Genomic DNA, 22,422 nt, shown 5'->3' with positions numbered 1-22,422 from the left:
TGGAGCTGCAGTTGATTTTGTTCAGTAAATTTTGCCAAACAAACTGGCACAGCGATTGCATGCACTTTCTTGATGGCATTGTTAACCGGCCCGGAAAGGGTCCTACAGGGGAGCATTCAATATGACCGCGAGATTCACATTTAACCGCCGCGAGCTGCTCAAGACCTCCGCCGCCGGAGCCGCGCTCGGCCTGGCTTCGGCATCCTTTCCGATCAGCAGGGCCTTCGCCGCCGCCGCCACCGTCGGCTTCATCTATGTGGGGCCGAAGGACGACTACGGCTACAACCAGGCGCATGCCGAGGGTGCGGCGGCGCTGAAGGGCATCGAGGGCATCACCGTCGTCGAGGAGGAGAACGTCCCCGAGACTGTCGACGTCCAGAAAACCATGGAGTCGATGATCAATCTCGACGGCGCCTCGCTGATTTTCCCGACCTCCTTCGGCTATTTCGACCCCCACATGCTGGCCATGTGCGCGAAATTCCCTGACGTGCAGTTCCGCCACTGCGGCGGCATGTGGAACAAGGACAAGCATCCGATGAATGCCGGGTCCTATTTCGGCTATATCGGCATGGGCCAGTATCTCAACGGCGTCGTCGCCGGCCATACCTCAAAGTCGAAGAAGCTTGGGTTCGTCGCGGCCAAGCCGATCCCGCAGGTGCTTCTCAACATCAACTCCTTCCTGCTCGGCGCACGCTCCGTCGACCCGACGATCACCTGCCAGGTGATCTTCACCGGCGAGTGGTCGCTGGCGGTCAAGGAGGCTGAGGCCACCAACGCACTGGTCGACCAGGGCATTGACGTCATCACCTGCCATGTCGACAGCCCCAAGGTCGTGGTCGAGACGGCCGCCGGCCGCGGCGCCTTCGTCTGCGGCTACCACGCGAACCAGAGCCCGCTGGCACCCGAGAAATACCTCACCGGCGCCGAATGGAACTGGGCCAAGGTCTACAAGATGTTCGTCGACGACCTCATCGCCGGCAAGCCGCTGCCCAATTTCACCCGCGGCGGCCTGGCCGACGGGTTCGTCAAGATGAGCCCGCTCGGTCCCGCCGTCTCCGAGCCGGCGCGCAAGCAGTTCGACGCCACGCTGGCCGAAATGATGAAGGGCGGCTTCTCCGTCATCAAGGGCCCGCTGAAGAGCAACAAGGGCGCCGTCGTGGCCACCGAAGGCCAGGCCTTCGCCGAGACCGCCATCGAGCTCGAAAGCATGGACTATCTCGTCGATGGCGTCGTCGGCTCGACCGCCTGAACCGCACGGAGGCGGCAACATGACAGACACGGTGGCAGGCGCGCCGGCGACGTTCGGGGCCAGGGGTTATCCGGCGGCGCTCGAATGGATCGCCAGGCGGGCAGAAGCCTTCGTCATTCCGCTCACAGCCCTGGTCGTCGGCATGGTGCTGTTCAGCCTGTTCATCCTGGCTGTCGGCAAGTCGCCGGTCCAGCTCTATGAAACGATGTGGCGCGGCGGCTTCGGCTCGTGGTTCTCTGTCCAGAACTCCCTGTCGCGCGCCGCACCGCTATTGCTGGCGGCGCTCTGCGTGGCGCTGCCGGCCCGGCTCGGGCTGGTCGTCATCGGCGGCGAGGGCGCCATCGTGCTCGGCGGCGTCGCCGCCGCGGCAGCCGGCACCGCGCTCAGCGGCGCTCCCTCCCTCATTGTCATCCTCGTCATGGGCGTGGCGGGCATGGCCGCCGGCGGCATCTGGATAGGTGCCGTCGGCGCGCTCCGCCATTACCGCGCCGTCAACGAGACCATTTCCAGCCTGCTGATGGCCTATATCGCGATTGCCCTGATGAACCAGCTGGTTGAAGGGCCGCTGCGCGATCCAGCCTCGCTCAACAAGCCCTCGACCCAGCCGCTGGCGGACATCTACCGCATCGGCAACATGCCCGGCATGGAGGTGCATTGGGGCCTTGCCGTCGGCGTCGTCGCCTGCGTGCTGTCCTGGGTGCTGATCGAAAAGACCCGCTGGGGCTTTGCCGCACGCATCGCCGGCGGCAATGTGCGGGCGGCCCAGGTGCAGGGGCTTGCGGTCGGCTCGCTGATCGTCGGCTTCACCGGGCTGGCCGGCGCGTTCGCAGGTCTCGCCGGCATGCTGGAGGTCGCGGCGGTACAGGGCAGCGCCAACGCCTCGCTCGCCGCCGGCTATGGCTATACCGGCATTCTCGTGGCCTTCCTTGCCCGCCATAATCCGCTGGCCATCATACCGGTCGCTTTCCTGCTCGGCGGCATCGATGCGTCCGGCGGACTGATCCAGCGCCGCATGGACCTTCCCGACGCCACCGTTCTGGTGCTGCAAGGCATGCTGTTCATCGTCATCCTGTTCAGCGAGACCCTCTACGGCCGCTTCAAGGCCTTCAACCCCGATCTCTGGCAAAGGAGCAGCTGATGGACGACGCCGGGATCGGCCTCTGGGGCGTTCCGCTCGCCATACTCGGCGGCGCCATCCGCGTTTCTACCCCCTTCATCTTCGTCTCGCTCGGCGAAGCCATCACCGAACGCTCCGGCCGCATCAACCTTGGCCTCGAAGGCACGCTGGTGTTCGGCGCCATGAGCGCCTACGCGGTAGCGGTGAAGACAGGCTCGCCCTGGCTCGGCCTCGTCGCCGCCGCCTTCGCCGGCCTCTGCTTCGGCCTGTTCCACGGCTGGATCTGCAAATTCCCGAAGGTCAACGACATCGCCATCGGCATCGCCCTGATGCTGTTCGGTTCGGGTCTGGCCTTCTTCTTCGGCAAGCCCTTCATCCAGCCTTCGGCGCCCGACTTGCCGGCCATTCCCTTGGGCGCCTGGTCGGACATTCCGCAGGTGCAGGCGGCGCTTGACGTCAACGTGCTGTTCCTGACCGGCGCCGCACTGGCTGTGTTCCTGTGGTGGGCCTTCCGCAACACCCGCGCCGGCCTGATCCTGCGCGTTGTCGGCGACAGTTCCGACGCCGCGCGTGCCATGGGCCTCAATCCGAATACGGTGCGGCTCGCCGCCACCGGCGTCGGCGGTGCGCTGGCAGGGATCGGCGGCGCCTATCTGTCGCTCTACTATCCCGGCAGCTGGACCGAAGGCATCTCCTCGGGGCAAGGGCTGATGGCGGTGGCGCTGGTCATCTTCGCGCGCTGGAATCCGCTCGGCTGCTTTGCCGCAGCACTTCTGTTCGGCGGCGCCGGCGCGCTCGGGCCGGCGCTGCAGTCGGTCGGCGTCACGCAAGGCTACTATCTCTTCTACGCCGCCCCGTACATCCTCACCCTCGTCATCATGATCGCCACCTCGTCGCCGAGCCGGTCGCTCGCCGGCGCGCCGGGCGAACTGTCGATCACCAAATGAGACCGGAGGTTTTGCCATGAACGCCAGAACCGGGCAGCGCTACATCGAGGCCGATCCCTATCCATGGCCGTACAATGGCGATCTCAGGCCCGACAACACGGCGCTGATCATCATCGACATGCAGACCGATTTCTGCGGGCCGGGCGGCTATGTCGACCACATGGGTTACGACCTGTCGCTGGTCCGCGCCCCGATCGAGCCGATCAAGTCGGTGCTGTCGGCGATGCGCGAGAAGGGCTACACCATCATCCACACTCGCGAGGGCCACCGGCCCGACCTCGCCGACCTGCCGGCCAACAAGCGCTGGCGCTCGCGCCGCATCAATGCCGGCATCGGCGATCCCGGTCCCTGCGGGCGCATCCTGGTGCGCGGCGAGCCGGGCTGGGACATCATCCCCGACCTCTATCCGGCCGAGGGCGAACCAATCATCGACAAGCCGGGCAAGGGCTCGTTCTGCGCCACCGACCTGGAGCTCATCCTCAACCAGCGCGGCATCGACAACATCGTACTCACCGGCATCACCACCGATGTCTGCGTCCACACCACCATGCGCGAGGCCAACGACCGCGGCTTCGAATGCGTCATGCTGGAGGATTGCTGCGGCGCCACCGACTACGGCAATCATCTGGCGGCCATCAAGATGATCAAGATGCAGGGCGGCGTCTTCGGCGCGGTGTCGAACGCAGCCTCGCTCGTCGCCCAGCTACCGTGAGGAAATTGCCATGAGCGGAACCAGGAAAGCGGTCGGCGTCGAGACCATCGGCATGACCATACGCTTCGGCGCCTTCACCGCACTCGACAATGTTTCGGTCAAGGTTCCCGCCGGCTCCTTCCACGCGCTGCTCGGCGAGAACGGCGCCGGCAAGTCGACGCTGGTCAAATGCATGATGGGTTTCTACCACCCGACATCAGGCGACATGCTGGTCGATGGCCGCGAGGCAGCGATCGCCGGTCCCAGGGATGCCTCCGCGCTCGGCCTCGGCATGGTCTATCAACATTTTACGCTGGTGCCGTCGCTGACCGGCGCCGAGAACCTGGTCATTTCGCGCGAAAAAGTGCCTGGGGTCATCGACTGGCGCAAGGAGCGCGCCGGCCTTGCCCGGTTCATGGAGCGGATGCCGTTCAAACTGCCGCTCGATGTGAAGGTGGCCGAGCTTGCCGCCGGCGAGAAGCAGAAGCTGGAGATCGTCAAGCAGCTCTATCTCGGCCGCTCCTTCCTGGTGCTGGACGAGCCGACTTCCGTACTCACGCCCGCCGAGGCGCAGGAAGTGCTGGGTCTGGTGCGCGCCATGACCAAGGCAGGCGACCTCACCGTGCTGATGATCTCGCACAAGTTCCATGAGGTGACGGCCTTCGCCGACGACGTCAGCGTGCTGCGCAAGGGCAGGCTGACTGGCACCGGCCGCGTCGCCGACCTCGACCATAGGCAGATGGCGGCGATGATGATCGGCGACCAGCCGATCGCCGCTCTCGACAGCCGTGCTGAGACGAAGCCGAACGCCGAGATCGTGCTGAAAGTCAGGGCATTGAAGGCGCCGGACCGCACCGGGCTGAAGTCGATCCGCATCGAGGATCTCGGCGTGCGCTCGGGCGAGATCGTCGGCATCGCCGGCATTTCCGGCAACGGCCAGAAGGAATTCCTCGAAGTGCTGGCCGGGCAGCGCCCGCGCGATACCGGCGAAGTCCTGGTGCGCGGCACCGCCTATGCGGCGACGCGCGCCGAGGCGCGCGCGCTCAATGTCCGCCTCATCCCGGAGGAGCCGCTGAAGAACGCCTGCGCGCCGAAGATGACCGTGGCCGAGAACATCTCCTTCCGCACCTTCGATATCGACGGCAATGGCAAGCCGGTGAGCTGGATCAGTGCCGGCGCCATCAGGACATTCAGCGCCCGCCTGGTCGAGCAGTTCAAGGTCAAGACCGCATCGCTGTCCTCGCCGATCGCCTCGCTGTCGGGCGGCAATGTGCAGCGCGCCGTGCTCGCTCGTGAGCTCACCGGCGAGGTCGATCTGCTAATCGTCTCCAACCCGTGCTTCGGTCTCGACTTCTCGGCCGTGGCCGAGATCCGCGCCCGCATCATGAAGGCGCGCAATGCCGGTGCCGCCGTGCTTTTGATGTCGGAGGATCTCGACGAACTGCTCGAACTCTCCGATCGCATCCTTGTCATGTCCGACGGCGCGCTGGTTTACGAGACATCGATCGCCAAGGCGAGCGTGCAGACGATCGGCGAGCACATGGCGGGACATCATTGATGGCTGAAATCGCAGCGCAGCCGTTCCCATTTGCCTTCAAGCCGCGCACCATGGCGCTGGTCGTCATCGACATGCAGCGCGATTTTGCCGAGCCCGGTGGCTTCGGCGCCAGCCTCGGCAACGACGTCAGCCGGGTCGTAGCGATCGTTCCGACGGTGAAGCGGCTGATCGAGGGCTTTCGCGCCGCCGGCCTGCCGGTGATCCACACCATGGAGTGCCACAGGCCCGATCTTTCAGACCTGCCGCCGGCCAAGCGAAACCGCGGCAATCCATCGATCCGCATCGGCGATGCCGGCCCGATGGGCCGCGTGCTGATCGCCGGCGAGCCGGGTACGGCGATCCTCGACGCGCTTGCGCCGCTGCCCGGCGAGATCGTGATCGAAAAGCCCGGCAAGGGCGCGTTCTATGCGACCAGCTTCGGTGACGACCTCAAGCGGCTCGGCGCCCAGCACCTCGTCTTTGCCGGGGTGACGACCGAAGTCTGCGTGCAGACGACGATGCGCGAAGCCAACGACCGCGGCTATGAGTGCCTGCTCGCCGAGGACGCGACGGAAAGCTACTTTCCCGAATTCAAGGCGGCGGCACTGGCCATGATCCGGGCGCAGGGCGCCATCGTCGGCTGGACGGCAACGACCGACCAGGTGCTCGAGGGAATTGCCAATGCCTAATCTTGCCTTTGCCGGCCTGCTCGACGGCGGCTGGCGCAATCTCGCGTTCGAACATTTCCGCGACGGCATCAGCGTGCACTGGCTGCTGAAGGGCGGGCCGGTCGAGCCGTCGGTCGCGATCCTGAAATACCGGTCCGGCGCCAGCGTGCCGCGACACCGGCATGTCGGGCTGGAAACCATCGTCGTGCTGGAAGGCACCCAGAGCGACGAGAACGGCGACTATCCCGCCGGCAGCGTCATCCTGAACCCGGTCGGCACCGAGCATTCGGTGTGGACGAAGGACGGTTGCGTCGTGCTGATCCAGTGGGACCTGCCGGTGATCATTCTGGGGGAGACGAAATGAGCGATATCCACTTCGACATAGCGAGCCTGCACGCAGCCTATCGGGGAGGCCTCGCCGTCGGCGATGTGATCGCGACGATCTACACCCGCATCGAAGCGGCCGACGACCCCGGCATTTTCATCCATCTCGCCGCCAAGGCGGATCTCCTTGTCGAGGCCACGGCACTCGGTCCGTTCGACCCGGCGACAAAGCCGCTCTGGGGCATTCCCTTCGCCGTCAAGGACAACATCGACGTCGCCGGCATGCCCACGACGGCCGCCTGCGCCGAATACACCTATTGGCCCGATAAAGAGGCCACGGTCGTGGCGCGGCTGAAAGCGGCCGGTGCGCTGGTCGTCGGCAAGACCAATCTCGACCAGTTCGCCACCGGCCTCGTCGGCGTGCGCACGCCATGGCCGATCCCGCGCAACGCCATCGACGAGACGCTTGTGCCAGGCGGCTCCTCCTCGGGGTCGGCGGTGGCGACGGCGCGCGGCATCGTCTCCTTCGCGCTTGGCACCGACACCGCCGGCTCCGGACGCATTCCGGCCGGCCTCAACAACATCGTCGGGCTGAAGCCGACGGTCGGCGCGCTGTCGGCCGCCGGAGTCGTGCCGGCCTGCCGCACGCTCGACTGCGTCTCGGTGTTCGCGCTGACCGTCGATGATGCGTATAGGGTGTTCTACGTTGCCGCCGCGCGCGACGCTGCCGATCCTTATTCGCGTGACATCGCCGTCCAGCCGCTCGCCACGCTCCAGCCGGTGCTGACCGTCGGCGTGCCTGCAAAAGCGGACCTCGAATTCTTCGGCGATACGGCCATGCAGGCTGGATTCGAAGCTTCGCTTGCCATGTTGTCGCGGCTTGGCTGCCGGCTGGTAGAAATCCCCTTCGGCGATTTCTACGCCACCGCCAACCTGCTCTATGAGGGCGCCTGGGTGGCCGAGCGCTATGCGGCGATCCGCGATTTCATGGAGGCCAACGAAGCCGCCTTGCATCCGGTGACGCGCAAGATCATCGGCGGCGCCAGGAACTTGTCGGCGGCAGACGCCTTCCGCGGCCTCTACGCGTTGCAGGGCTACAAGGCGAAGCTCGCCCCGGTCATCGCCTCGGTCGACCTGTTCTGCGTGCCGACCGCCCCAACGCACTATACCACTGCTACCGTGCTCGCCGATCCCGTCGAGACCAACAGCCGCCTCGGCACCTATACCAATTTCGTCAACCTGCTCGATATGTGCGGCATCGCCGTGCCGACGGGCAAGCGCGGCGACGGCCTGCCGATGAGCGTCACCTTGCTGGCGCCGGCCGGCTGCGATGCGCTGACGGCGATGCTCGCCCGCGACCTGCATGCGGCGAGCGGCCTTCCGCTCGGCGCCACAGGCTGGCANGGCCGGCTGCGATGCGCGGAGGGCGATGCTCGCCCGCGACCTGCATGCGGCGAGCGGCCTTCCGCTCGGCGCCACAGGCTGGCAGCAGCCCGGCCTGCAGCCAGCCGCCCAGCCGCCTGGCGACGGCCTGATCGACCTAGTGGTGGTCGGCGCGCATCTGTCGGGCATGCCGCTCAACGGCCAGCTCAACCAGCTTGGCGCGCAGTTCGGGCGCGCGACCAGGACCGCCGCCGCCTACAAGCTCTATGCTTTGGCCGGCCAGTCGGTGCCGAAGCCCGGGCTGATCCGCGTTGCCGATGGCGGCATGCGGATCGACGTCGAGGTCTGGCGACTTGATGCGGCTGCATTCGGCCGCTTCGTCGCCGCCATCCCGCCGCCGCTCGGCATCGGCACGATCGAGCTCGATGATGGAACGTTGGCGAAGGGATTCCTCGCCGAAACAGCAGGCCTGTCGGCGGCCACCGACATCTCGGTCTATGGCGGCTGGCGCCGCTTTGTCGCACACGGCATGGCCGATCAAAATGAAAAGCGACAGGACTGGCCCCCTGGCGTCCCGATCTGACTGTCGTGCAGACTTGCCTTGCCGGACTTGCCTGTTGGCACGCCGGTGGAGGTGTCCTCTCGACCAGCAGTCCGATAACGCTTTCCTATCTCATGAAGCCCTGTGGTCCAGATTGCGCGGGCGTTGAGGGGTTAAGAAGTTTTGGTAGCGGGAGACCGTTCTCTCCGCTTTCAACACTCTCACCTATCCCCTTCGAACTAATTGTCGCTGTATAGCCAATACAGGCTACAACGACGCCCGGCATAGCAGAAACAGCAGTTAACGCGAGTGGCGCAACGCAGTCGCTTGGGGTAGGGATGTGTCCTCGCTCTCGGGCAAACGCCAATGATTTCCGACGACAAGTTCATCGAACTCATTACCGCTGCGATCAATCGGCTGACGATGGAGACCGCCGAGGTCCAGTGGAACGTCAAAATCGAGCGCCGACAGTTTGACGTTCTCGCCACCATTCAGGCCGGATTTTATCACGTGCTGATCGGGTTCGAGGTAAAGCACAAGAGGCGATCAATCTCGGTTGAAATGATCGATGCCTTTGTAACCAAGGCCAAGGACGCGAAAGTCCATAAGGCTGTTTTCGTTAGCACCAGCGATTATCAAGAGGGTGCAATTCGAGTTGCCCAGCGCCATGATGTTGATCTCTTTAAGATCGCTTTCCCGACCAATGAATTTAGGCTGCCTCCCATCACCGTTTTGGCTGGAGATGGGTCGCCACCATTTGTGGTTCAACCCGAGGTAAGAGACCTAGGCGAGACAGATGCTCACCGGGTTGTTCGCGTTACCCTCGAATATCGCGATGGTTCGAAGGCAAACCTGCCCGACGAGCCGTCTCAGATGACCTACTATCTTCGAAAAACTTCAATGGAGGAAGGGAGCAGTTTGCTGGAAGCGGTGGACCCGCTCGCATCACAGCCATTTACCAACGGAACGTCACTCGTCCGCCGGGTGGTATTCGGTCGCTCGGTTACTCCACCGGACAACTACTTTTTCAGGTCCGGGGTGGTCGCGGCGATAGAGGTGGAAATCAAGCGCATCCGTGCCCGCGTACTAGATGCTGACGTCAGAGTAGAGCTGTCGGCTGTTTCGGCTCAGGTTTCATATGAGAACGTGCTGACCGGCAGAAATTCGAAACAGACCTTTCGACGTTGCCACTTGGCGGGGCGTCACTCGAGGTCGGAAAATTCTATTTTCTCTACCATTCCCTTCGCTATTATTACGTGGACGAGGTGGTCGGAGACCATATGACTTTGTATCTCGTTGAGAGCTTTCAGAACGGCGAGCTTATCGCTGCGATTATGACCACGAACGTTGCGAATTCAGTTTTCTACATACCGCTGACAGACAAGACGATCACTAGACGGTTGGAGGAGCGGCTCGCCAAAATGAAGGCCCGGTAGCTGAGGTTCAGTATCCAATCGATATCGAGTTGCACATGTTGCGGGGATATAGCGTGACATGTCGTCCCGGAATTGGGACAGCGTTCGCAAACCGTGGCTTGCCTGCCTCACCAGATAGCTTATGCAATTCAGCCTGTTGGCCACTCAACATCTTAGGATTTCGGTATGTCCTCAAGGTTGGTATTGCGAGGCATTGTCCGAGAAAGACATCCAAGCGGAGCCAAATGTCCGGGGATGTCTCTGTATGTCACTCAGCCCGGACTAGCTGCTAGTGCAGCAGTACACCGGTTCCCCCTCATCCATGCATTTTGGTTCTATGCTGCCGTGCTCGTGACGGTGGTCACGGCCAATGTAGGGCGTAGTGAGTTTTGCATTCGCGATTTGATCAGATGTGAGCATTGGCGTCCCCGTGATTTTGGTGGACCATCGATGTAGGATCGCGAGCTTTTTGCGGTCAAGAAAGCAGGTCGTCTATTTCATCGTTTTCAGTCGCCCCTCAAACTTCGCCCAAGCGGCATAGACCTCACTACAAAAATCAGTGAGCGCATGCTGCGCATGTTTATTGAAGGAGTAGCCTTCCTTCGTCTCACCGATCAGCCCGTCGAAAATGGGTAGCTTCGCCAATTTGGCAACTTCCAGTGCCAGAACTCCATTGTTGTCGTGTTCTGGATCGTCGCGCCGATAGAATAGAAGGAGGGATCGTTCGCGCGCCTTTGAAAAGGATAGTCGAATGCTGAACGGTCATCGGCCTCCTTCCAGACCTCCTTGAGCATATCTAGGACGACTGTCGGTATCGCATCTGTCATAGGTTTCTCCATAGGGCCGCCTGCCGTTCAATGGCAGCGTGCTGTGCTGGGGCGAAGCGCAATTCATTAAGTAATGCGTCCACCAACTCCTTTGGTTCCGGGAGCGGTTCGAAGGCTCGTTTGCTTCCCCACTTGAACATGCCATCCCGGCGCCATTCAACTTCAACGGTCTTGTCAGGCACTCCTTTCTGCGCAGCGCGCCGCAGCAGGGCGATGTCGCGATCAACCTCTCGCCGAAGTCGGAACGCAGCCATTCCAGCCACGACATCGCGCTGGACATTCGCCGCCGCATCGCCTCGATCGCCGTTCCCGCGGGCACCAGCCTGAAGGTCGTCGAGCCGCCGCCGGGACCACCCGTCATGGCGACATTGCTGGCCGAGATCTACGGGCCAGGCGGCGAGACGCGCCGTATGGTTGCGGCCAAGGTCGAGGCGGCCTTTCGTTCGGTGCCGTTCATCGTGGATGTCGACAATTCCTGGGGACAGCCGGCGCGCCGGCTGCGCACCACGGTTTCTACCGACAATGCCGAGTTCTTCCATGTCGAGGAGAGCGACGTGTTCGATACGATCGCCATCCTCAACGGCGGCAAGACCGTCGGCTATTCGCATCGCGGCGGCGGCCGCCAGCCGATCCCGATCCGCATCGAGCGGAAGAAGGGCGAGAGGACGCTCGACGAGCGCTTCCTGACCACGCCCATTCCGGCGAATGTACTGCCTGGCGACCGCGGCGTCGTCGAGTTGGGCGACGTCGTGCGCGTGGCGCCGGAACGCGCCTCTTTCCCGGTGTTCCGGCACAATGGCCGCGCCGTCGAAATGGTGACAGCCGAACTTGCCGGCAGCTTCGAAGCGCCGCTGTACGGCATGCTCGCGGTCAGCAAGGCCATCGACGCTCAGGACTGGACCGGCCTGCAGAAACCCGCAATCTCGCTGCACGGCCAGCCGGAGGATGAGAGCCGGGCGACGCTTCTGTGGGACGGCGAATGGGAAGTCACCTGGGTGACCTTCCGCGACATGGGCGCAGCCTTCGGCGTCGCGCTGCTTGGCATCTACATCCTGGTCGTCGCCCAGTTCGGCTCGTTCAAGGTACCACTGGTGATCCTGACGCCGATCCCCCTGACCTTCATCGGCATCCTCGGCGGACACTGGCTGTTCGGTGCGCCGTTTACCGCTACCTCGATGATAGGCTTCATCGCGCTGGCCGGCATCATCGTGCGCAATTCGATCCTGCTGGTCGACTTCATCCGGCACGCGGCATCACCGGGCAGGCCCTTGGGCGAGATCCTGATCGAGGCCGGCGCGATCAGGTTCAAGCCGATCCTGCTGACGGCACTTGCCGCCATGATCGGCGCGGCGGTGATCCTGACCGATCCGATCTTCCAGGGGCTCGCGATCTCGCTGCTGTTCGGCCTGGCCTCCTCGACGCTGCTGACGGTGCTGGTCATCCCCGCGATCTACCGGGTGCTGCGCACGTGAACCCGCGCGGGTATTTCTCCCGTACGATGTGCCCGAAAGGCGCCAAAGGCTATGGCACCAATTACGTCCTCGGTGTCGTGCCGGTAGCCCAAGATTTCTGGGGGAATAGAGCGCTGGCTTCGAACCAGGTGCCGCGTTGCCCTCTGACAATTTCAAGGGCGTTATCGAGCTTGCCGATTGCAGCAGACTTGCCTGTCGCTTCAATGAATTCGATTGCAGCGCTGACCTTTGGCCCCATGGAGCCGGCCGGAAAAGTCCTCCCCGATAGCTCCTTGGGGCTCACGCTCCGGAGTGCCCGAGCGGCTGCTGTTCCGTAGTCGGCATAGACGGCGTCGACATCCGTCAGCATCAGCAGCATGTCTGCCTTCAACTCGCGAGCGAGAAGCGAGCTTGCCAGATCCTTGTCGATAACCGCTTCCACACCGCAAAAACTGCCGTCGTCACGGGCTATTACTGGAACCCCGCCGCCGCCGGTGCAGATGACGATCACGCCGCGCTCGACCAGGAACGAGATCACCGATGCTTCCAGGATCACCAGCGGCTTGGGCGAAGGCACGACGCGGCGCCATTTGTCGCCATCGGGCGCTATCTGCCAGCCTCGCTCATTGGCAAGCCTATGTGCGGTTGCCTCATCGTAGACCGGACCGATCGGCTTCGTCGGATGAACGAAAGCCGGATCGTGCGGGTCCACTGTCACCTGTGTCAGCAGGGTCGCGAACAGCCTTCGCTTGAGGAGGTTGCCGAGTTCCTGCTCGATCACATATCCGATCATGCCGGCGCTCTCGGCCCCGAGCACGTCGAGTGGAAACGCCCCGTCGCCCGGGTTGGCAGCTGCCTGGAGCGCGAGCAGGCCCACTTGCGGGCCGTTGCCGTGCGTAACTACAACCGAGTGTCCTTCGCCGATGAGTTCCGCGAGCACGGATGCGGCGCGTTTGATGTTGGCGCGCTGATTCTCCGCCGTCATCGGTTCTCCACGACGCAGCAGGGCGTTTCCGCCGAGCGCAACGACGATCAGCATCTCAATTGCCGATCGTGGCGACGAGCAGCGCCTTGATCGTGTGCATCCGGTTTTCGGCTTGGTCGAAGACGATCGACGCAGCCGATTCGAACACCTCGTCGGTGACCTCCATGCAATCGATGCCATATTCCTTCGCGATGAATGCGCCGATCTCGGTATCGGTGTCGTGGAATGCCGGAAGGCAATGCATGAATTTGACATGGGGATTGCCGGCGGCAGCCATCACCTCGCTGGTGACGCGGTAGGGCGCCAAAAGCCGGATGCGCTCAGCCCAGGCCGATTTGTCCTCGCCCATCGACATCCACACGTCGGTGTAGATGAAATCTGCCTCCTGGACGCAGGCCGTCACATTCTCGTCGAGCCGGAAACGGCCACCGCTGCGTTGAGCCAGGTTCCGGACATGGGCGCAGAATTCCTCGTCCGGCCAAAGTTCCTTCGGCGAAGCGATGCGCATGTCGATACCGACCTTGGCTGCGCCTAATGCCAGCGACAACGCGACATTGTCCCGGCCTTCACCGACGAAGGTGACTGTCATGTCCGAAAGATGCTTGTGCGTGTATTCGCGCATGGTCATGAGATCGGCGAGGATCTGCGTCGGATGCGCTTCGTCGGTGAGGCCGTTGTAGACGGGCACGCCGGCATGCGCGGCAAGCAATTCAGCCTGGTGCTGGCCAAAGCCGCGATATTCGATCGCGTCATACATGCGGCCGAGCACACGCGCTGTATCCTTCATGGATTCCTTGTGGCCAATATGGCTGCCGCTGGGGCCAAAGTAAGTGACGTGCGCGCCCTGGTCGTAGGCCGCGACTTCGAAACCCGTGCGCGTGCGCGTCGAATCCTTCTCGAAGATCAGGGCGATGTTTTTCCTAACCAGACGCGGTATCTCGTGGCCGGCGAGCTTGGCTGCCTTGAGATCGGCGGCCAGCTTGAGAAGAAAACGGATTTCCTCGGCGCTGAGATCGTCCAGCGTCAGGACGGAGCGGCCGTGAAGATTGGTCGACATGGAGAATTCCTTTCAGGTATCAAATCGCGTCGCGAGCGATCGGACAGGTCATACAATGGCCGCCGCCGCGGCCGCGGCTGAGTTCAGCCCCCTCGACGGTGATCACTTCGACGCCTGCGTGGCGCAAAAGCGTGTTGGTGTAGACGTTGCGGTCGTAGCCGATGACCACGCCGGGCTCGACGGCAACGACATTGTTGCCATCGTCCCATTGTTCGCGCTCGGCCTCGTAGCGGTCGCCACCGGTGGCGATGATGCGCAGCGTTTTCAGCCCAAGGGCTTCGGCAACAACAGCCGTGAATGGTTTTGCCTCATCGGTGATGTCGACCGCCGCCTCGCCATCGCCAGGACGCAGCGAGAAGGTGCGCAACCGGTCGACCACCGGCGGATACAAGGTCACAAGATCGCGATCGCAGAAGGTGAAGACGGTGTCGAGATGCATGAAACTGCGGTCGCGCGGCATCAAGGCGGCAATCACGCGTGTCGCCTCGCCGGCTGCAAACAGCTTGCGGGCCAGATCGCCAACGGCTTGCGGCGTGGTGCGCTCCCCCATGCCGACGAGAACAGTCCCGCTACCAATAGGCATAACGTCGCCGCCTTCAAGGCTGGTGCCGGTCCCCAGGTCCGGCGACACGAAAGGAATACCGCTGTCGCGAAAGCGAGGATGGAAGCGGTAGACAGCCTCGACATTGGCCGCTTCGGGGCGCCGCGCCACCCAATACATGGAATTGACGGATACCGAGCCGTAGATCCAGCAGGAACTGTCGCGGGTGAACAGCTGGTTCGGCAATGGCGGCAGCACAAAATCCTGGGGGGCGAGCGTCATTCCCGTCAGGCCCTTGGGCTCGAAAGGAAGCTCCGCCCGGGCAATGCCCCCGACAAGGTAGGACGCAAGCAACTCTGACGGCATTTCATCGAGCCATCCGCGCAGTTCGTCGACCATGTCGAGCCCGACGACGCCGGGATGGACCCGACGATCGAGAAGCCATTCACGGGCCTCGACCAGGCCGACCGTCTCGGCCAGTAGTCTCCCGAACGAATGCACCAGCACGCCCCGCTCACGCAACGCATCGACGAAAACATCATGCTCCTGACGTGCCTTCTTGACCCAAAGCACATCGTCGAAGAGCAGCGCCTTACAGTTCTCCGGTGTCAGCCTTTGCAGGCTGAGGTCGGGGCGGTGGACGAGCACCTCGCGGAGTCGGCCGACTTCAGAAAAAGCGCCAAGCTTGGTCGTGGTGATAGGTGCGTTCATAGTGGGCTAATGCTCCCGTTCCAGATGAGGTAGGCTGCGGCGACACCGGCAGCGACAAGGGCGACGGCGAGCCCTGCTTCGACAGGATGGAACACGCGTTGATTGGTCTCGCGACGGGCCCAGACGTAGAAAAGAATGCCAGGGGCATAGGCCTCTTCGACGCCTTGTCGCGCGGAGACCGACTGCGCCTTCTGCTTCATTGCTGCAGCGTCTCGACATAACCGGCCAGATCATGGATCCGCTCCCTGGTGACGATTTCGCCGGCGTTAGGGCCATATTTCGTCACGTCGCCAGGCAGGAACTGGTTGCCCCACACCGGCATATCGCGATCGCCATGCGCGGGCACCATGCCGCGGCCATCGATCATGGCAAAGACGCGCCAGTAAGGGAATTCGCCGCCATTGCGCCTGGAGAGGCGCGTCAGGTCGCTCGGCCGCTTCAACAACTCGTCGCCCAACGGTCCATCGCCCTTGCCTTCAGGACCATGGCAGACGGCGCATGAGTTCATGTATTCCGCCTTGCCGTCGCCGAGTTCCCGGGCGGTGGCCGCGTCAAAAACCAATCCTGCCAGAGCCGCCGCGATCAGGAATCTCATGTGTGTTTCCTCGATTGATTGGCTGAAATCTACCGCCTCGCTTTGGCAGCGCGTTGATGCGGATCAATGCCGCCGCGGTCACGGTGTTTGATTCAACTCAATGAACGCGCTAGCCGCCCTCGCTAGTGACTGAAAACCACGACTGACCCTTCAATCGAAATCAGGAGTTGCCGCCGTGACTTTCAAGACACTGCTTACGGTTACCGGACCGAACCAGGGCGAGGGCGATCTGAAGCTCGCCGCCAACCTTTGCGAACAGGTCGGTGCCCATCTCTCCGTGCTCGTGCTCGAACTGGCAGCACCGCCCTCGGGCGGCGAGTATGCCGCTGTCGTCTCGCCTGCCTGGCTTGAGGAGCGGCAAGCCGAGTTGAAAAGGCTCGAGAAACGAATTGCGAACGTCGCCGGGTTTCTCGCCCAGAGCGCCGTGTCTGCTGATCTGAGTGACGACTATCCCGACATGGGATGGGCAGACGACGTCATCGGAAGGCGTGCCCGCTACGCCGACCTGACCATTCTGGGACCGGATCTGCTGGCAAGCCATGCGCTGAGGGACAAAGTCATCGAGGGAACACTGTTTTCATCGGGAAAGCCCATTCTGCTTGTTCCCGAGGGCTCGCGCCCGACGCTGAAGGCGAAACGCATCCTCGTTGCATGGGACGACCGTCTTGAGTCATCGCGCGCCGTCCGCGAGTCGCTCGACATGCTGAAAGGCGCCGAAGATGTGCGCCTTGTCATCGTCGATCCCATTGAAAATGAGTTCCATCATGGTGAGGAGCCAGGTGCAGACGCCGCGGCCTATCTTGCCCGGCACGGCGTGAAGGTTACGGTCGATCGGCTGCCGAGCGCGAATCATTCGGTTGCCGACGTGCTTAGCCAGCATGCTGTCGATGTTGCTGCAGAGTTGATGGTGATGGGCGCCTATGGTCACTCCCGGTTGCGCGAACGCATTTTTGGAGGTGTCACCAAGTCAATGCTTGCGGGTCAGTCGTTGCCGGTCTTGATGGCGCGATAGCAATTCTACGGCAGGAGAAAAGGGCCGGTGCAGATTGCGCCGGCCCTTTTCGTCACTCGCAAGCCTTGATGGGCCGACTACTCGCTCGCTTCCCGTCCGGATACCTGCTCGATCAGGATACGAAAGAAAACATGCGGTGCACTGTCGGCCGTGGGAGGAATGACGGGCTTGAGTGAGCCCGGCTCCCACCAGTCGGAGTGCTTGCTCAACACCGACCAGGCATGGTCCCGCTGGAGCTTTAGGCCGATCCGGTCAGGCAATTCTTCATATCGGCCGTCAACAACGACGCTTCTCCATCCTCGCCCTTGGCCATGTTCATCGACCTGGACGGACACCAGTGGATTGGCCCGCATCCATTCGATCTTCTTGCCCGGCATTGAGAACGCGTAAAGATGAGCATCCGCATGGGCGTAGTAAATGGGCACGACGTAGGGCTGCTTATCCCTTGCGCATGCCAGGCGGCCAACGCGATTGGCCGTCAGGATTTTCGTGCTTTCCAAGGCAGAAAGCGTGCGGATCAGCATGATGTGACCTCCTATTTCTCGCGGTTGTCCCGTGTCTTTGATTTTGTGGTGGCTTTTGAGCCATGGCCAGCCGCGTGTTGCGCACTTCGATGCTGTCAGGCTTTTTGCGACCGAATAGCCTCGTCCATCCCAGCGGCGACATCGCTGTCGGAGAGCGGAGGAAACAGCAAATACAGCAAATAGTGATAGCCCAGGGCACGGAAATCTCCTGGCTGACTAAGGCAGACCACACGATCGGCTTCCCGTGCCAGGTCAGCAACTGTCTCCTGCGGTGAAACAGGAACTGCCACGATGATTTGCCTCGGTGACCGTCGCTTGAGGGCATGAAGCGAGTTAGCCCAAAAAGGCGACGAACACCTTGATGCGTATCAAGCGCGGCATCGAATTCCGTTGCCGGCTCTGTATTTCGGGCAGGGGTGAAACGGTTGATCCTGATCAAGGACATGGCGAGCAATGGCGTCAGATTTGCCAGTTGGCGGCTTTCCTTTGCATGTCGTCGGAACGGAGCAATCGATAATGCACACTCGGACCGAACTGTTGTCTTTGGACATGCCGTTGTTGCCGATGGCGGAGAATGGTCAGAAATTCTTCCTCACTGCTGCATCCCTTCACTTGCACGCCTTCAAGGCGATGATGCGCTATAACGTCGAGGCGCTGGCGTTTCTGAAGCATCGTTGTGAACAGGACGCCAAACTGGCCGATGACTTGATCACGGGTACGCAGTTCAATGACGCCTTCGACACCTTCGCCGCTTTCCTGCAGAATGCGACATCGCAATACGTGACCGAAGCTGGCAACGTCGCCACACTGACCTCCCGGCTCGCCTCCGAAACAGCCAGACACATGCGCAAGGGCGCCAGGATCGCGATCGAGAATGCCGCGGCGAAGACAGTCGCGTAGACCGGCAATGCGGAGATCGTCAGACAACATGAACACCGTTTACAGGCATGGTCGTCTTAGGGCTTCCGTACTCGCACTGGTGTTACTCGGATATGTGCAGCCCGCCTCGGCCGACAGCGTGACGGAGCATGGCAAGGGGTTGGTGGAAGTCAATTGCGCCCGCTGCCACGCCATTGGAAAAACCGACGCGAGCAGTCATCCTGACGCCCCGGCGTTCCGTACCTTGTCAAAGCGCTATCCGATCACTGATCTCGAGGAGGCCCTCGCCGAGGGGATTTCGACTGGCCACCCGGACATGCCTGAGTGGATCGCAAGCCCCGACCAGATCGAGGCAATCATCGCCTACATCAGCACCCTGCAGGAGCCGTGACCCACGCTTCAAATGCTGCAGGCGATCGAGCCTTAGTGCATCAATCGTACCAAGGGGCGATCGATCTCGCGGCTGATTGCGAGCCGCAAACCCGGCGAAGCGACTAGGGCAACATCCGGTCGGCGGCATGGAAGAACGAGCGAGCATGCGCCACGATCTGGGCCTCCGTAGGATGATCGGCAGGTTCGACGCCGACGATACGATCGTTCAAGTGGCGGTCGCGTATATGTTTTGCCAGCTCGTCTTTTGCCGATCCCGGCCCTACGATTAGCCATTCCTTCGCCGGCTGCAGGGCTGTGACGATGTCGTGGTAGAAGGACTGGTCTTCCGGCGCACGCTTGCCGTCGATGGTGCCTGCCTTGTTGTGGATTTGATGATGCGCAAGCGTGGTGGCAAGCTTTAGGCTTTCGGTTGTCTCGCGATTGAAGAAGAACACTTTGGCTTCGCGATGGTCCAGCCAGGCGACGGCATGTTGGGTCTGCATTCCGGAACATCCTTGCGTATATCGTTGAGGGGTAAATGCAATCATTCTCCGATGTCACCGACGGCGTTAAGCCGGCTGCGACTCCAGGATTGCGAGGACAGACCCAGGTTCAATGACCGCACTCGCTGATGCGACAATGGTCGCGCGACCAGCTGCCGGCGCGACAATCTCGTGCAGTGCGTCTTCAACGCGAACTTCAGCTATGCGTTCTCCGGCCTTGATTGTGTCACCGCTGGCAATGAACCAGCGTTCCAGGATGCCCTCCGGCAACATGCTGGAAGCCCATAGCGCTTCATCAACCTTGATATAGTGCATCGCGATTCTCCCTGTAGCGTCGAACGATATGCCCCTGCGCGGCGCAGTCCTTGATCACGATCAATCGGCCTATGACGCAGATGCCGCGATTGTACGGTGTTTGACGCGGACCAAATTCTGGTTAGGCAGCCCGCTTAAGATGGCCGCGCATCGCCAAAGCGAGGTCATGAATCGGTTCAGGGAAAGGTGCCTATCGCCATGGACGTCGGATCCGGTATGGGCGCTGCGATCGCGATCAATTGCGTTGCCCGCGACCGGCATATGATCGCGTCTGCGGTAGGAACCGTTATCGACATCGGTTCGACGCCGGCAATAGCGCCTGCGTGGCAGACGATTTCAGAAAATGATGCAGATCAAAGCGTACCACACTATTTGCGAAGATTTTGATTCGATGTGGGAACCAATCCTAAGCGCTCCCTTTGGTCGCGATCTCAAACTGGCCGTCATCGACGAAGACGGCGAGCACGCGCTTGTGTTTGCCTGCAGAAGGGAGAAGGAGGGCTGGAAGAATGCTGCCAGTGGTGCCCGGGTCGATATCCGACCGACCCATTGGCGCGACTGGGAAGGGACCGAAGTCAGGATTCGCAAACCTCTCGAGGACTCTCCTTAAGATCTGGATTCCACGATCAGCGCCATACGCACCAGGTGCGACAGACTGCTTGCCGCCATTTTGCTCATCACATTGGCCCGGTGGATTTCGACCGTGCGCGGACTGATCCCCAGATCGTAGGCGATCGTCTTGTTGGGCAGACCGGAAACAAGCCCGTCCAGTACCTGGTGCTCGCGGTCTGACAAGGTCGACAGACGCTCGCGGATATCCGCAGACTGGGGATGCGCCGCGTTCGCCTCGTTCCGGTTGGCCAGTGCAGAGCGGATCGCCAGGATCAGCATCTCGTCATCGAACGGCTTTTCGATGAAATCGGAAGCGCCTTCCTTCATGGCCTGAACGGCGAGCGCCACGTCGGCATGGCCGGTCATGACGATGACCGGAATCTTATGTCCACCTGTTCTGAGTTGCCGTAGCAATTCGATGCCGTCTATTCCCGGCATGCGCACGTCAGTGACGATGCAGCCGTCGAGATGGCCACTCGCTGCTGCGAGAAAAGCGGTCGCCGATTCATGCAGGCGCACGGCAAAGTCAGCCGTTGCCAGAAGAAAGCCAAGCGACTTGCGAACATCCACATCGTCGTCGACGACGTGGACCAGATCACTGTCGGCCATTTGTGACCTCATCCTTCTCAATGATGCGTAAGGTGAACCGAAAAGCGGTGCCACCCGTTGCCATTGCCTCGGCCCAGATGTGACCGCCGTGCGATTCAACGATGGTGCGGCAGATGGAGAGGCCGACACCCATACCCTGCTTCTTGGTGGTCACAAATGGCTGGAAGAGTTGCGCCGAAACCTCGGGCGCGAGCCCCGGACCGGTATCGATCACGCTCACTTCAGCCATGCCATCATCCCGGGCAACGGTTGTGATTTTCAATTCACGGCGCGGCGTTTCCTGCATGGCCTCCACCGCGTTGCGCATCAGATTGAGGAGAACCTGCTGAATCTGAATGCGGTCGGTCAACACCAGTTCCGCGGCAGGATCGAGCTTGTAGCTGACCTGGACGTTGATCTCCCTTGCGCCGACCAAGGCGAGCGACGAGGCCTCCTCAATCAGCGCCGGCAGTCGTTCCACCTGACGCTCGCTTTCGCCCCTGGCAACGAAATCGCGCAGATGTCGAATGACGTCGCCTGCCCGCAGGGCCTGCTCGGCGGCCTTTTCCACGGCATCCCGCAGCATCGGCGCGTTCTTTTCCTCGCTATTCTCGAGAAGCCGTCGGCTGCCCTTCAGGTAATTCGTGATGGCTGTCAGCGGTTGGTTGATCTCATGGGCAAGCGTCGATGCCATCTCGCCAAGCGCGGTAAACCGCGCCATGTGCAGAAGCTCCTGCTGCTGTTCCTGAATTCTTGCTTCCGCGCGATGACGTTCGGTCAGGTCGCGGCAAAAGCCGGTAAAGAAGCGTCCGGTTCCCGGGTGCATTTCGCCGACGGAAAGTTCCATCGGGAAAGTCGTGCCATCTTTGCGCGCCCCGGTCACGGTCCGGCCGAGCCCGATGATCCGGCGCTCTCCCGTCGTCAGGTACCGAAGCAGATAGGCATCGTGCTCTTCGCGATATGGCGCCGGCATCAGCATTTTGACATTCCGTCCGATGACCTCGCCTGACTGGTAACCGAACAGCGTTTCGGCAGCCGTGCTGAAGGACTGGATACTGCCTTGCTCGTCAATGACGACCATCGCATCGGGCACGGTCGCCAAGATTGAACGCAGATGATCTTCGCGCAACAGAAGCGCAGCATTCGCAAATGAGAGGTCGCTGACATCCGTGCCTTCAATGAAGATGGCGGTAATTCGCCCATCGTCGGCCTTGATCGGCTGATAGACAAAATCCAGGATGCGCTCTTCAATTGGCCCATCACTGCTGTTGCGGAAGCCGACCTTCACGCCTTTGCCGCTATAGGGCTGGCCGGTCATGTACACACGGTCGAGCCGTTCGAGAAATTCGTGCCTCTCGAGTTCGGGAAAGGCCTCGCGCGCCGATTTTCCAATAACCTGCCGATCGCCAACGAGATGCTGGTAGGCGGCATTGGTCAGCACGAATACATGGTCAGGCTCACGTATCAGGGCCATGAATCCGGGAGCTTGCTCGAACATTTGCGACAACAGGGATTTCAGCGTCGTCCCGCCAGGTGTCAAACTGAATGCTTCGTCTTGGATCACCTGCGGTTCCTAGT

General features: G+C 61.8%; 26 protein-coding genes and 1 pseudogene. 15 read left to right on the top strand and 12 right to left on the bottom strand.

From position 1 onward, the window contains the following. Nucleotides 1-121: 121 nt before the first annotated feature. The 10 genes from X741_RS144065 (at nucleotide 122) to X741_RS144105 (ending at nucleotide 9,741) form a co-directional block, all read left to right on the top strand. Complete coding sequence (locus X741_RS144065; protein WP_023779536.1) at nucleotides 122-1,249, top strand: BMP family ABC transporter substrate-binding protein; 1,128 nt, start codon at nucleotides 122-124, stop codon at nucleotides 1,247-1,249. A 19-nt stretch (nucleotides 1,250-1,268) separates the two neighbouring features. Beyond that, the gene (locus X741_RS144070) at nucleotides 1,269-2,387 is read left to right on the top strand and encodes an ABC transporter permease (protein ID WP_023779535.1); all 1,119 of its coding nucleotides are present in this window, start codon (nucleotides 1,269-1,271) and stop codon (nucleotides 2,385-2,387) included. Next, the gene (locus X741_RS144075) at nucleotides 2,387-3,313 is read left to right on the top strand and encodes an ABC transporter permease (RefSeq protein ID WP_023779534.1); all 927 of its coding nucleotides are present in this window, start codon (nucleotides 2,387-2,389) and stop codon (nucleotides 3,311-3,313) included. Before X741_RS144070 ends, X741_RS144075 begins: the two co-directional genes overlap by 1 nt. A 16-nt stretch (nucleotides 3,314-3,329) precedes the next feature. Then, nucleotides 3,330-4,025 carry an isochorismatase family cysteine hydrolase gene (locus tag X741_RS144080; protein ID WP_023779533.1) on the top strand — a complete coding sequence of 232 codons (696 nt, stop codon included), beginning with the start codon at nucleotides 3,330-3,332 and terminating at the stop codon, nucleotides 4,023-4,025. A 10-nt stretch (nucleotides 4,026-4,035) separates the two neighbouring features. Next, complete coding sequence (locus X741_RS144085) at nucleotides 4,036-5,562, top strand: ABC transporter ATP-binding protein (protein WP_023779532.1); 1,527 nt, start codon at nucleotides 4,036-4,038, stop codon at nucleotides 5,560-5,562. Next, complete coding sequence (locus tag X741_RS144090) at nucleotides 5,562-6,230, top strand: isochorismatase family cysteine hydrolase (RefSeq protein ID WP_023765233.1); 669 nt, start codon at nucleotides 5,562-5,564, stop codon at nucleotides 6,228-6,230. The genes X741_RS144085 and X741_RS144090 overlap by 1 nt, the downstream gene beginning before the upstream one ends. Next, entirely contained in the window at nucleotides 6,223-6,573 is a 351-nt protein-coding gene (locus X741_RS144095) for a cupin domain-containing protein (RefSeq protein WP_023779531.1), read from the top strand. The genes X741_RS144090 and X741_RS144095 overlap by 8 nt, the downstream gene beginning before the upstream one ends. Continuing rightward, complete coding sequence (atzF, locus tag X741_RS1000000168910; protein ID WP_023779530.1) at nucleotides 6,570-8,273, top strand: allophanate hydrolase; 1,704 nt, start codon at nucleotides 6,570-6,572, stop codon at nucleotides 8,271-8,273. The genes X741_RS144095 and atzF overlap by 4 nt, the downstream gene beginning before the upstream one ends. Further along, entirely contained in the window at nucleotides 8,242-8,499 is a 258-nt protein-coding gene (locus tag X741_RS1000000171690) for a hypothetical protein (RefSeq protein WP_348625698.1), read from the top strand. The genes atzF and X741_RS1000000171690 overlap by 32 nt, the downstream gene beginning before the upstream one ends. A 324-nt stretch (nucleotides 8,500-8,823) precedes the next feature. Next, nucleotides 8,824-9,741, top strand: coding sequence for a restriction endonuclease (locus X741_RS144105; RefSeq protein WP_023779528.1), 918 nt, complete (start codon nucleotides 8,824-8,826; stop codon nucleotides 9,739-9,741). Between the two features lie 745 nt (nucleotides 9,742-10,486). On the opposite strand, the gene X741_RS144110 is transcribed toward X741_RS144105, so the two are convergent. Continuing rightward, nucleotides 10,487-10,699 (bottom strand): hypothetical protein, encoded by a 213-nt coding sequence (locus X741_RS144110; protein WP_031250338.1) that lies wholly within the window; start codon nucleotides 10,697-10,699, stop codon nucleotides 10,487-10,489. A 149-nt stretch (nucleotides 10,700-10,848) separates the two neighbouring features. Between X741_RS144110 and X741_RS144120 the strand changes: the two are divergent. Continuing rightward, nucleotides 10,849-12,171: pseudogene (locus tag X741_RS144120) on the top strand (efflux RND transporter permease subunit); the annotation flags it as partial. A gap of 61 nt (nucleotides 12,172-12,232) precedes the next feature. On the opposite strand, the gene arcC reads toward X741_RS144120, so the two are convergent. The 5 genes from arcC to X741_RS144145 are packed head-to-tail and all read right to left on the bottom strand — an operon-like array spanning nucleotide 12,233 to nucleotide 16,039. After that, nucleotides 12,233-13,189, bottom strand: a complete 957-nt coding sequence (gene arcC, locus X741_RS144125) for a carbamate kinase (protein WP_023779523.1) — start codon at nucleotides 13,187-13,189, stop codon at nucleotides 12,233-12,235. A gap of 1 nt (nucleotide 13,190) precedes the next feature. Further along, the gene (gene argF, locus X741_RS144130; RefSeq protein WP_023779522.1) at nucleotides 13,191-14,192 is read right to left on the bottom strand and encodes an ornithine carbamoyltransferase; all 1,002 of its coding nucleotides are present in this window, start codon (nucleotides 14,190-14,192) and stop codon (nucleotides 13,191-13,193) included. Between the two features lie 19 nt (nucleotides 14,193-14,211). Then, complete coding sequence (locus X741_RS144135; RefSeq protein WP_023779521.1) at nucleotides 14,212-15,444, bottom strand: arginine deiminase; 1,233 nt, start codon at nucleotides 15,442-15,444, stop codon at nucleotides 14,212-14,214. Further along, nucleotides 15,441-15,644, bottom strand: coding sequence for a hypothetical protein (locus X741_RS144140; protein ID WP_023779520.1), 204 nt, complete (start codon nucleotides 15,642-15,644; stop codon nucleotides 15,441-15,443). Before X741_RS144140 ends, X741_RS144135 begins: the two co-directional genes overlap by 4 nt. Continuing rightward, nucleotides 15,641-16,039 (bottom strand): c-type cytochrome, encoded by a 399-nt coding sequence (locus X741_RS144145; RefSeq protein WP_023779519.1) that lies wholly within the window; start codon nucleotides 16,037-16,039, stop codon nucleotides 15,641-15,643. The genes X741_RS144140 and X741_RS144145 overlap by 4 nt, the downstream gene beginning before the upstream one ends. Nucleotides 16,040-16,214: 175 nt before the next feature. On the opposite strand from X741_RS144145, the gene X741_RS144150 reads away from it, so the two are divergent. Beyond that, nucleotides 16,215-17,051, top strand: a complete 837-nt coding sequence (locus X741_RS144150) for a universal stress protein (protein WP_023779518.1) — start codon at nucleotides 16,215-16,217, stop codon at nucleotides 17,049-17,051. Between the two features lie 77 nt (nucleotides 17,052-17,128). Here the strand turns inward: X741_RS144150 and X741_RS144155 are convergent, their stop codons facing one another. Together X741_RS144155 and X741_RS1000000168905 are read right to left on the bottom strand one after the other, a co-directional pair. Further along, entirely contained in the window at nucleotides 17,129-17,575 is a 447-nt protein-coding gene (locus X741_RS144155) for a pyridoxamine 5'-phosphate oxidase family protein (protein WP_023779517.1), read from the bottom strand. Nucleotides 17,576-17,670: 95 nt separating this feature from the next. Further along, entirely contained in the window at nucleotides 17,671-17,865 is a 195-nt protein-coding gene (locus X741_RS1000000168905) for a hypothetical protein (protein WP_198023998.1), read from the bottom strand. A gap of 163 nt (nucleotides 17,866-18,028) precedes the next feature. On the opposite strand from X741_RS1000000168905, the gene X741_RS144165 reads away from it, so the two are divergent. Both X741_RS144165 and X741_RS144170 read left to right on the top strand, forming a co-directional pair. After that, nucleotides 18,029-18,475 (top strand): phasin family protein, encoded by a 447-nt coding sequence (locus tag X741_RS144165; RefSeq protein ID WP_084018823.1) that lies wholly within the window; start codon nucleotides 18,029-18,031, stop codon nucleotides 18,473-18,475. Between the two features lie 28 nt (nucleotides 18,476-18,503). After that, entirely contained in the window at nucleotides 18,504-18,845 is a 342-nt protein-coding gene (locus X741_RS144170) for a cytochrome c (protein ID WP_023779514.1), read from the top strand. Nucleotides 18,846-18,948: 103 nt separating this feature from the next. Here X741_RS144170 and X741_RS144175 read toward each other — a convergent pair whose 3' ends face one another. After that, nucleotides 18,949-19,374 (bottom strand): translational machinery protein, encoded by a 426-nt coding sequence (locus X741_RS144175; RefSeq protein WP_156937936.1) that lies wholly within the window; start codon nucleotides 19,372-19,374, stop codon nucleotides 18,949-18,951. A 21-nt stretch (nucleotides 19,375-19,395) separates the two neighbouring features. Beyond that, nucleotides 19,396-19,644, bottom strand: coding sequence for a lipoyl domain-containing protein (locus X741_RS144180; RefSeq protein WP_023765262.1), 249 nt, complete (start codon nucleotides 19,642-19,644; stop codon nucleotides 19,396-19,398). A 343-nt stretch (nucleotides 19,645-19,987) separates the two neighbouring features. Here X741_RS144180 and X741_RS07870 point away from each other — a divergent pair, with 343 nt between their 5' ends. Then, nucleotides 19,988-20,254: a hypothetical protein gene (locus X741_RS07870; RefSeq protein WP_032928147.1), complete on the top strand. Its 267-nt coding sequence runs from the start codon at nucleotides 19,988-19,990 to the stop codon at nucleotides 20,252-20,254. On the opposite strand, the gene fixJ is transcribed toward X741_RS07870, so the two are convergent. Both fixJ and X741_RS144190 read right to left on the bottom strand, forming a co-directional pair. Next, nucleotides 20,251-20,865 carry a response regulator FixJ gene (gene fixJ / locus X741_RS144185; protein ID WP_023765264.1) on the bottom strand — a complete coding sequence of 205 codons (615 nt, stop codon included), beginning with the start codon at nucleotides 20,863-20,865 and terminating at the stop codon, nucleotides 20,251-20,253. The two genes, X741_RS07870 and fixJ, sit on opposite strands and share 4 nt — an antisense overlap. Next, the gene (locus X741_RS144190) at nucleotides 20,852-22,408 is read right to left on the bottom strand and encodes a PAS domain-containing sensor histidine kinase (protein ID WP_023779511.1); all 1,557 of its coding nucleotides are present in this window, start codon (nucleotides 22,406-22,408) and stop codon (nucleotides 20,852-20,854) included. Before X741_RS144190 ends, fixJ begins: the two co-directional genes overlap by 14 nt. Between the last annotated feature and the right edge of the window lie 14 nt (nucleotides 22,409-22,422).

This window comes from Mesorhizobium sp. LNHC221B00, from assembly GCF_000502935.1.
In the GTDB taxonomy this organism is placed as follows: domain Bacteria; phylum Pseudomonadota; class Alphaproteobacteria; order Rhizobiales; family Rhizobiaceae; genus Mesorhizobium; species Mesorhizobium opportunistum.
Note: the sequence above shows the minus strand (reverse complement) of the source record. Positions and strands in the feature narration are given on the sequence as shown.

What these genes read in the sequence shown, in the direction of transcription:
- X741_RS144065 (WP_023779536.1), top strand. Translation starts at nt 122, where the DNA reads ATGACCGCGAGATTCACATTTAACCGCCGCGAGCTGCTCAAGACCTCC.
- X741_RS144070 (WP_023779535.1), top strand. Translation starts at nt 1,269, where the DNA reads ATGACAGACACGGTGGCAGGCGCGCCGGCGACGTTCGGGGCCAGGGGT.
- X741_RS144075 (WP_023779534.1), top strand. Translation starts at nt 2,387, where the DNA reads ATGGACGACGCCGGGATCGGCCTCTGGGGCGTTCCGCTCGCCATACTC.
- X741_RS144080 (WP_023779533.1), top strand. Translation starts at nt 3,330, where the DNA reads ATGAACGCCAGAACCGGGCAGCGCTACATCGAGGCCGATCCCTATCCA.
- X741_RS144085 (WP_023779532.1), top strand. Translation starts at nt 4,036, where the DNA reads ATGAGCGGAACCAGGAAAGCGGTCGGCGTCGAGACCATCGGCATGACC.
- X741_RS144090 (WP_023765233.1), top strand. Translation starts at nt 5,562, where the DNA reads ATGGCTGAAATCGCAGCGCAGCCGTTCCCATTTGCCTTCAAGCCGCGC.
- X741_RS144095 (WP_023779531.1), top strand. Translation starts at nt 6,223, where the DNA reads ATGCCTAATCTTGCCTTTGCCGGCCTGCTCGACGGCGGCTGGCGCAAT.
- X741_RS1000000171690 (WP_348625698.1), top strand. Translation starts at nt 8,242, where the DNA reads ATGCGGATCGACGTCGAGGTCTGGCGACTTGATGCGGCTGCATTCGGC.
- X741_RS144105 (WP_023779528.1), top strand. Translation starts at nt 8,824, where the DNA reads ATGATTTCCGACGACAAGTTCATCGAACTCATTACCGCTGCGATCAAT.
- X741_RS144110 (WP_031250338.1), bottom strand. Translation starts at nt 10,699, where the DNA reads ATGACAGATGCGATACCGACAGTCGTCCTAGATATGCTCAAGGAGGTC.
- arcC (WP_023779523.1), bottom strand. Translation starts at nt 13,189, where the DNA reads ATGCTGATCGTCGTTGCGCTCGGCGGAAACGCCCTGCTGCGTCGTGGA.
- argF (WP_023779522.1), bottom strand. Translation starts at nt 14,192, where the DNA reads ATGTCGACCAATCTTCACGGCCGCTCCGTCCTGACGCTGGACGATCTC.
- X741_RS144135 (WP_023779521.1), bottom strand. Translation starts at nt 15,444, where the DNA reads ATGAACGCACCTATCACCACGACCAAGCTTGGCGCTTTTTCTGAAGTC.
- X741_RS144140 (WP_023779520.1), bottom strand. Translation starts at nt 15,644, where the DNA reads ATGAAGCAGAAGGCGCAGTCGGTCTCCGCGCGACAAGGCGTCGAAGAG.
- X741_RS144145 (WP_023779519.1), bottom strand. Translation starts at nt 16,039, where the DNA reads ATGAGATTCCTGATCGCGGCGGCTCTGGCAGGATTGGTTTTTGACGCG.
- X741_RS144155 (WP_023779517.1), bottom strand. Translation starts at nt 17,575, where the DNA reads ATGCTGATCCGCACGCTTTCTGCCTTGGAAAGCACGAAAATCCTGACG.
- X741_RS144165 (WP_084018823.1), top strand. Translation starts at nt 18,029, where the DNA reads ATGGCGTCAGATTTGCCAGTTGGCGGCTTTCCTTTGCATGTCGTCGGA.
- X741_RS144170 (WP_023779514.1), top strand. Translation starts at nt 18,504, where the DNA reads ATGAACACCGTTTACAGGCATGGTCGTCTTAGGGCTTCCGTACTCGCA.
- X741_RS144175 (WP_156937936.1), bottom strand. Translation starts at nt 19,374, where the DNA reads ATGATTGCATTTACCCCTCAACGATATACGCAAGGATGTTCCGGAATG.
- X741_RS144180 (WP_023765262.1), bottom strand. Translation starts at nt 19,644, where the DNA reads ATGCACTATATCAAGGTTGATGAAGCGCTATGGGCTTCCAGCATGTTG.
- X741_RS07870 (WP_032928147.1), top strand. Translation starts at nt 19,988, where the DNA reads ATGATGCAGATCAAAGCGTACCACACTATTTGCGAAGATTTTGATTCG.
- fixJ (WP_023765264.1), bottom strand. Translation starts at nt 20,865, where the DNA reads ATGGCCGACAGTGATCTGGTCCACGTCGTCGACGACGATGTGGATGTT.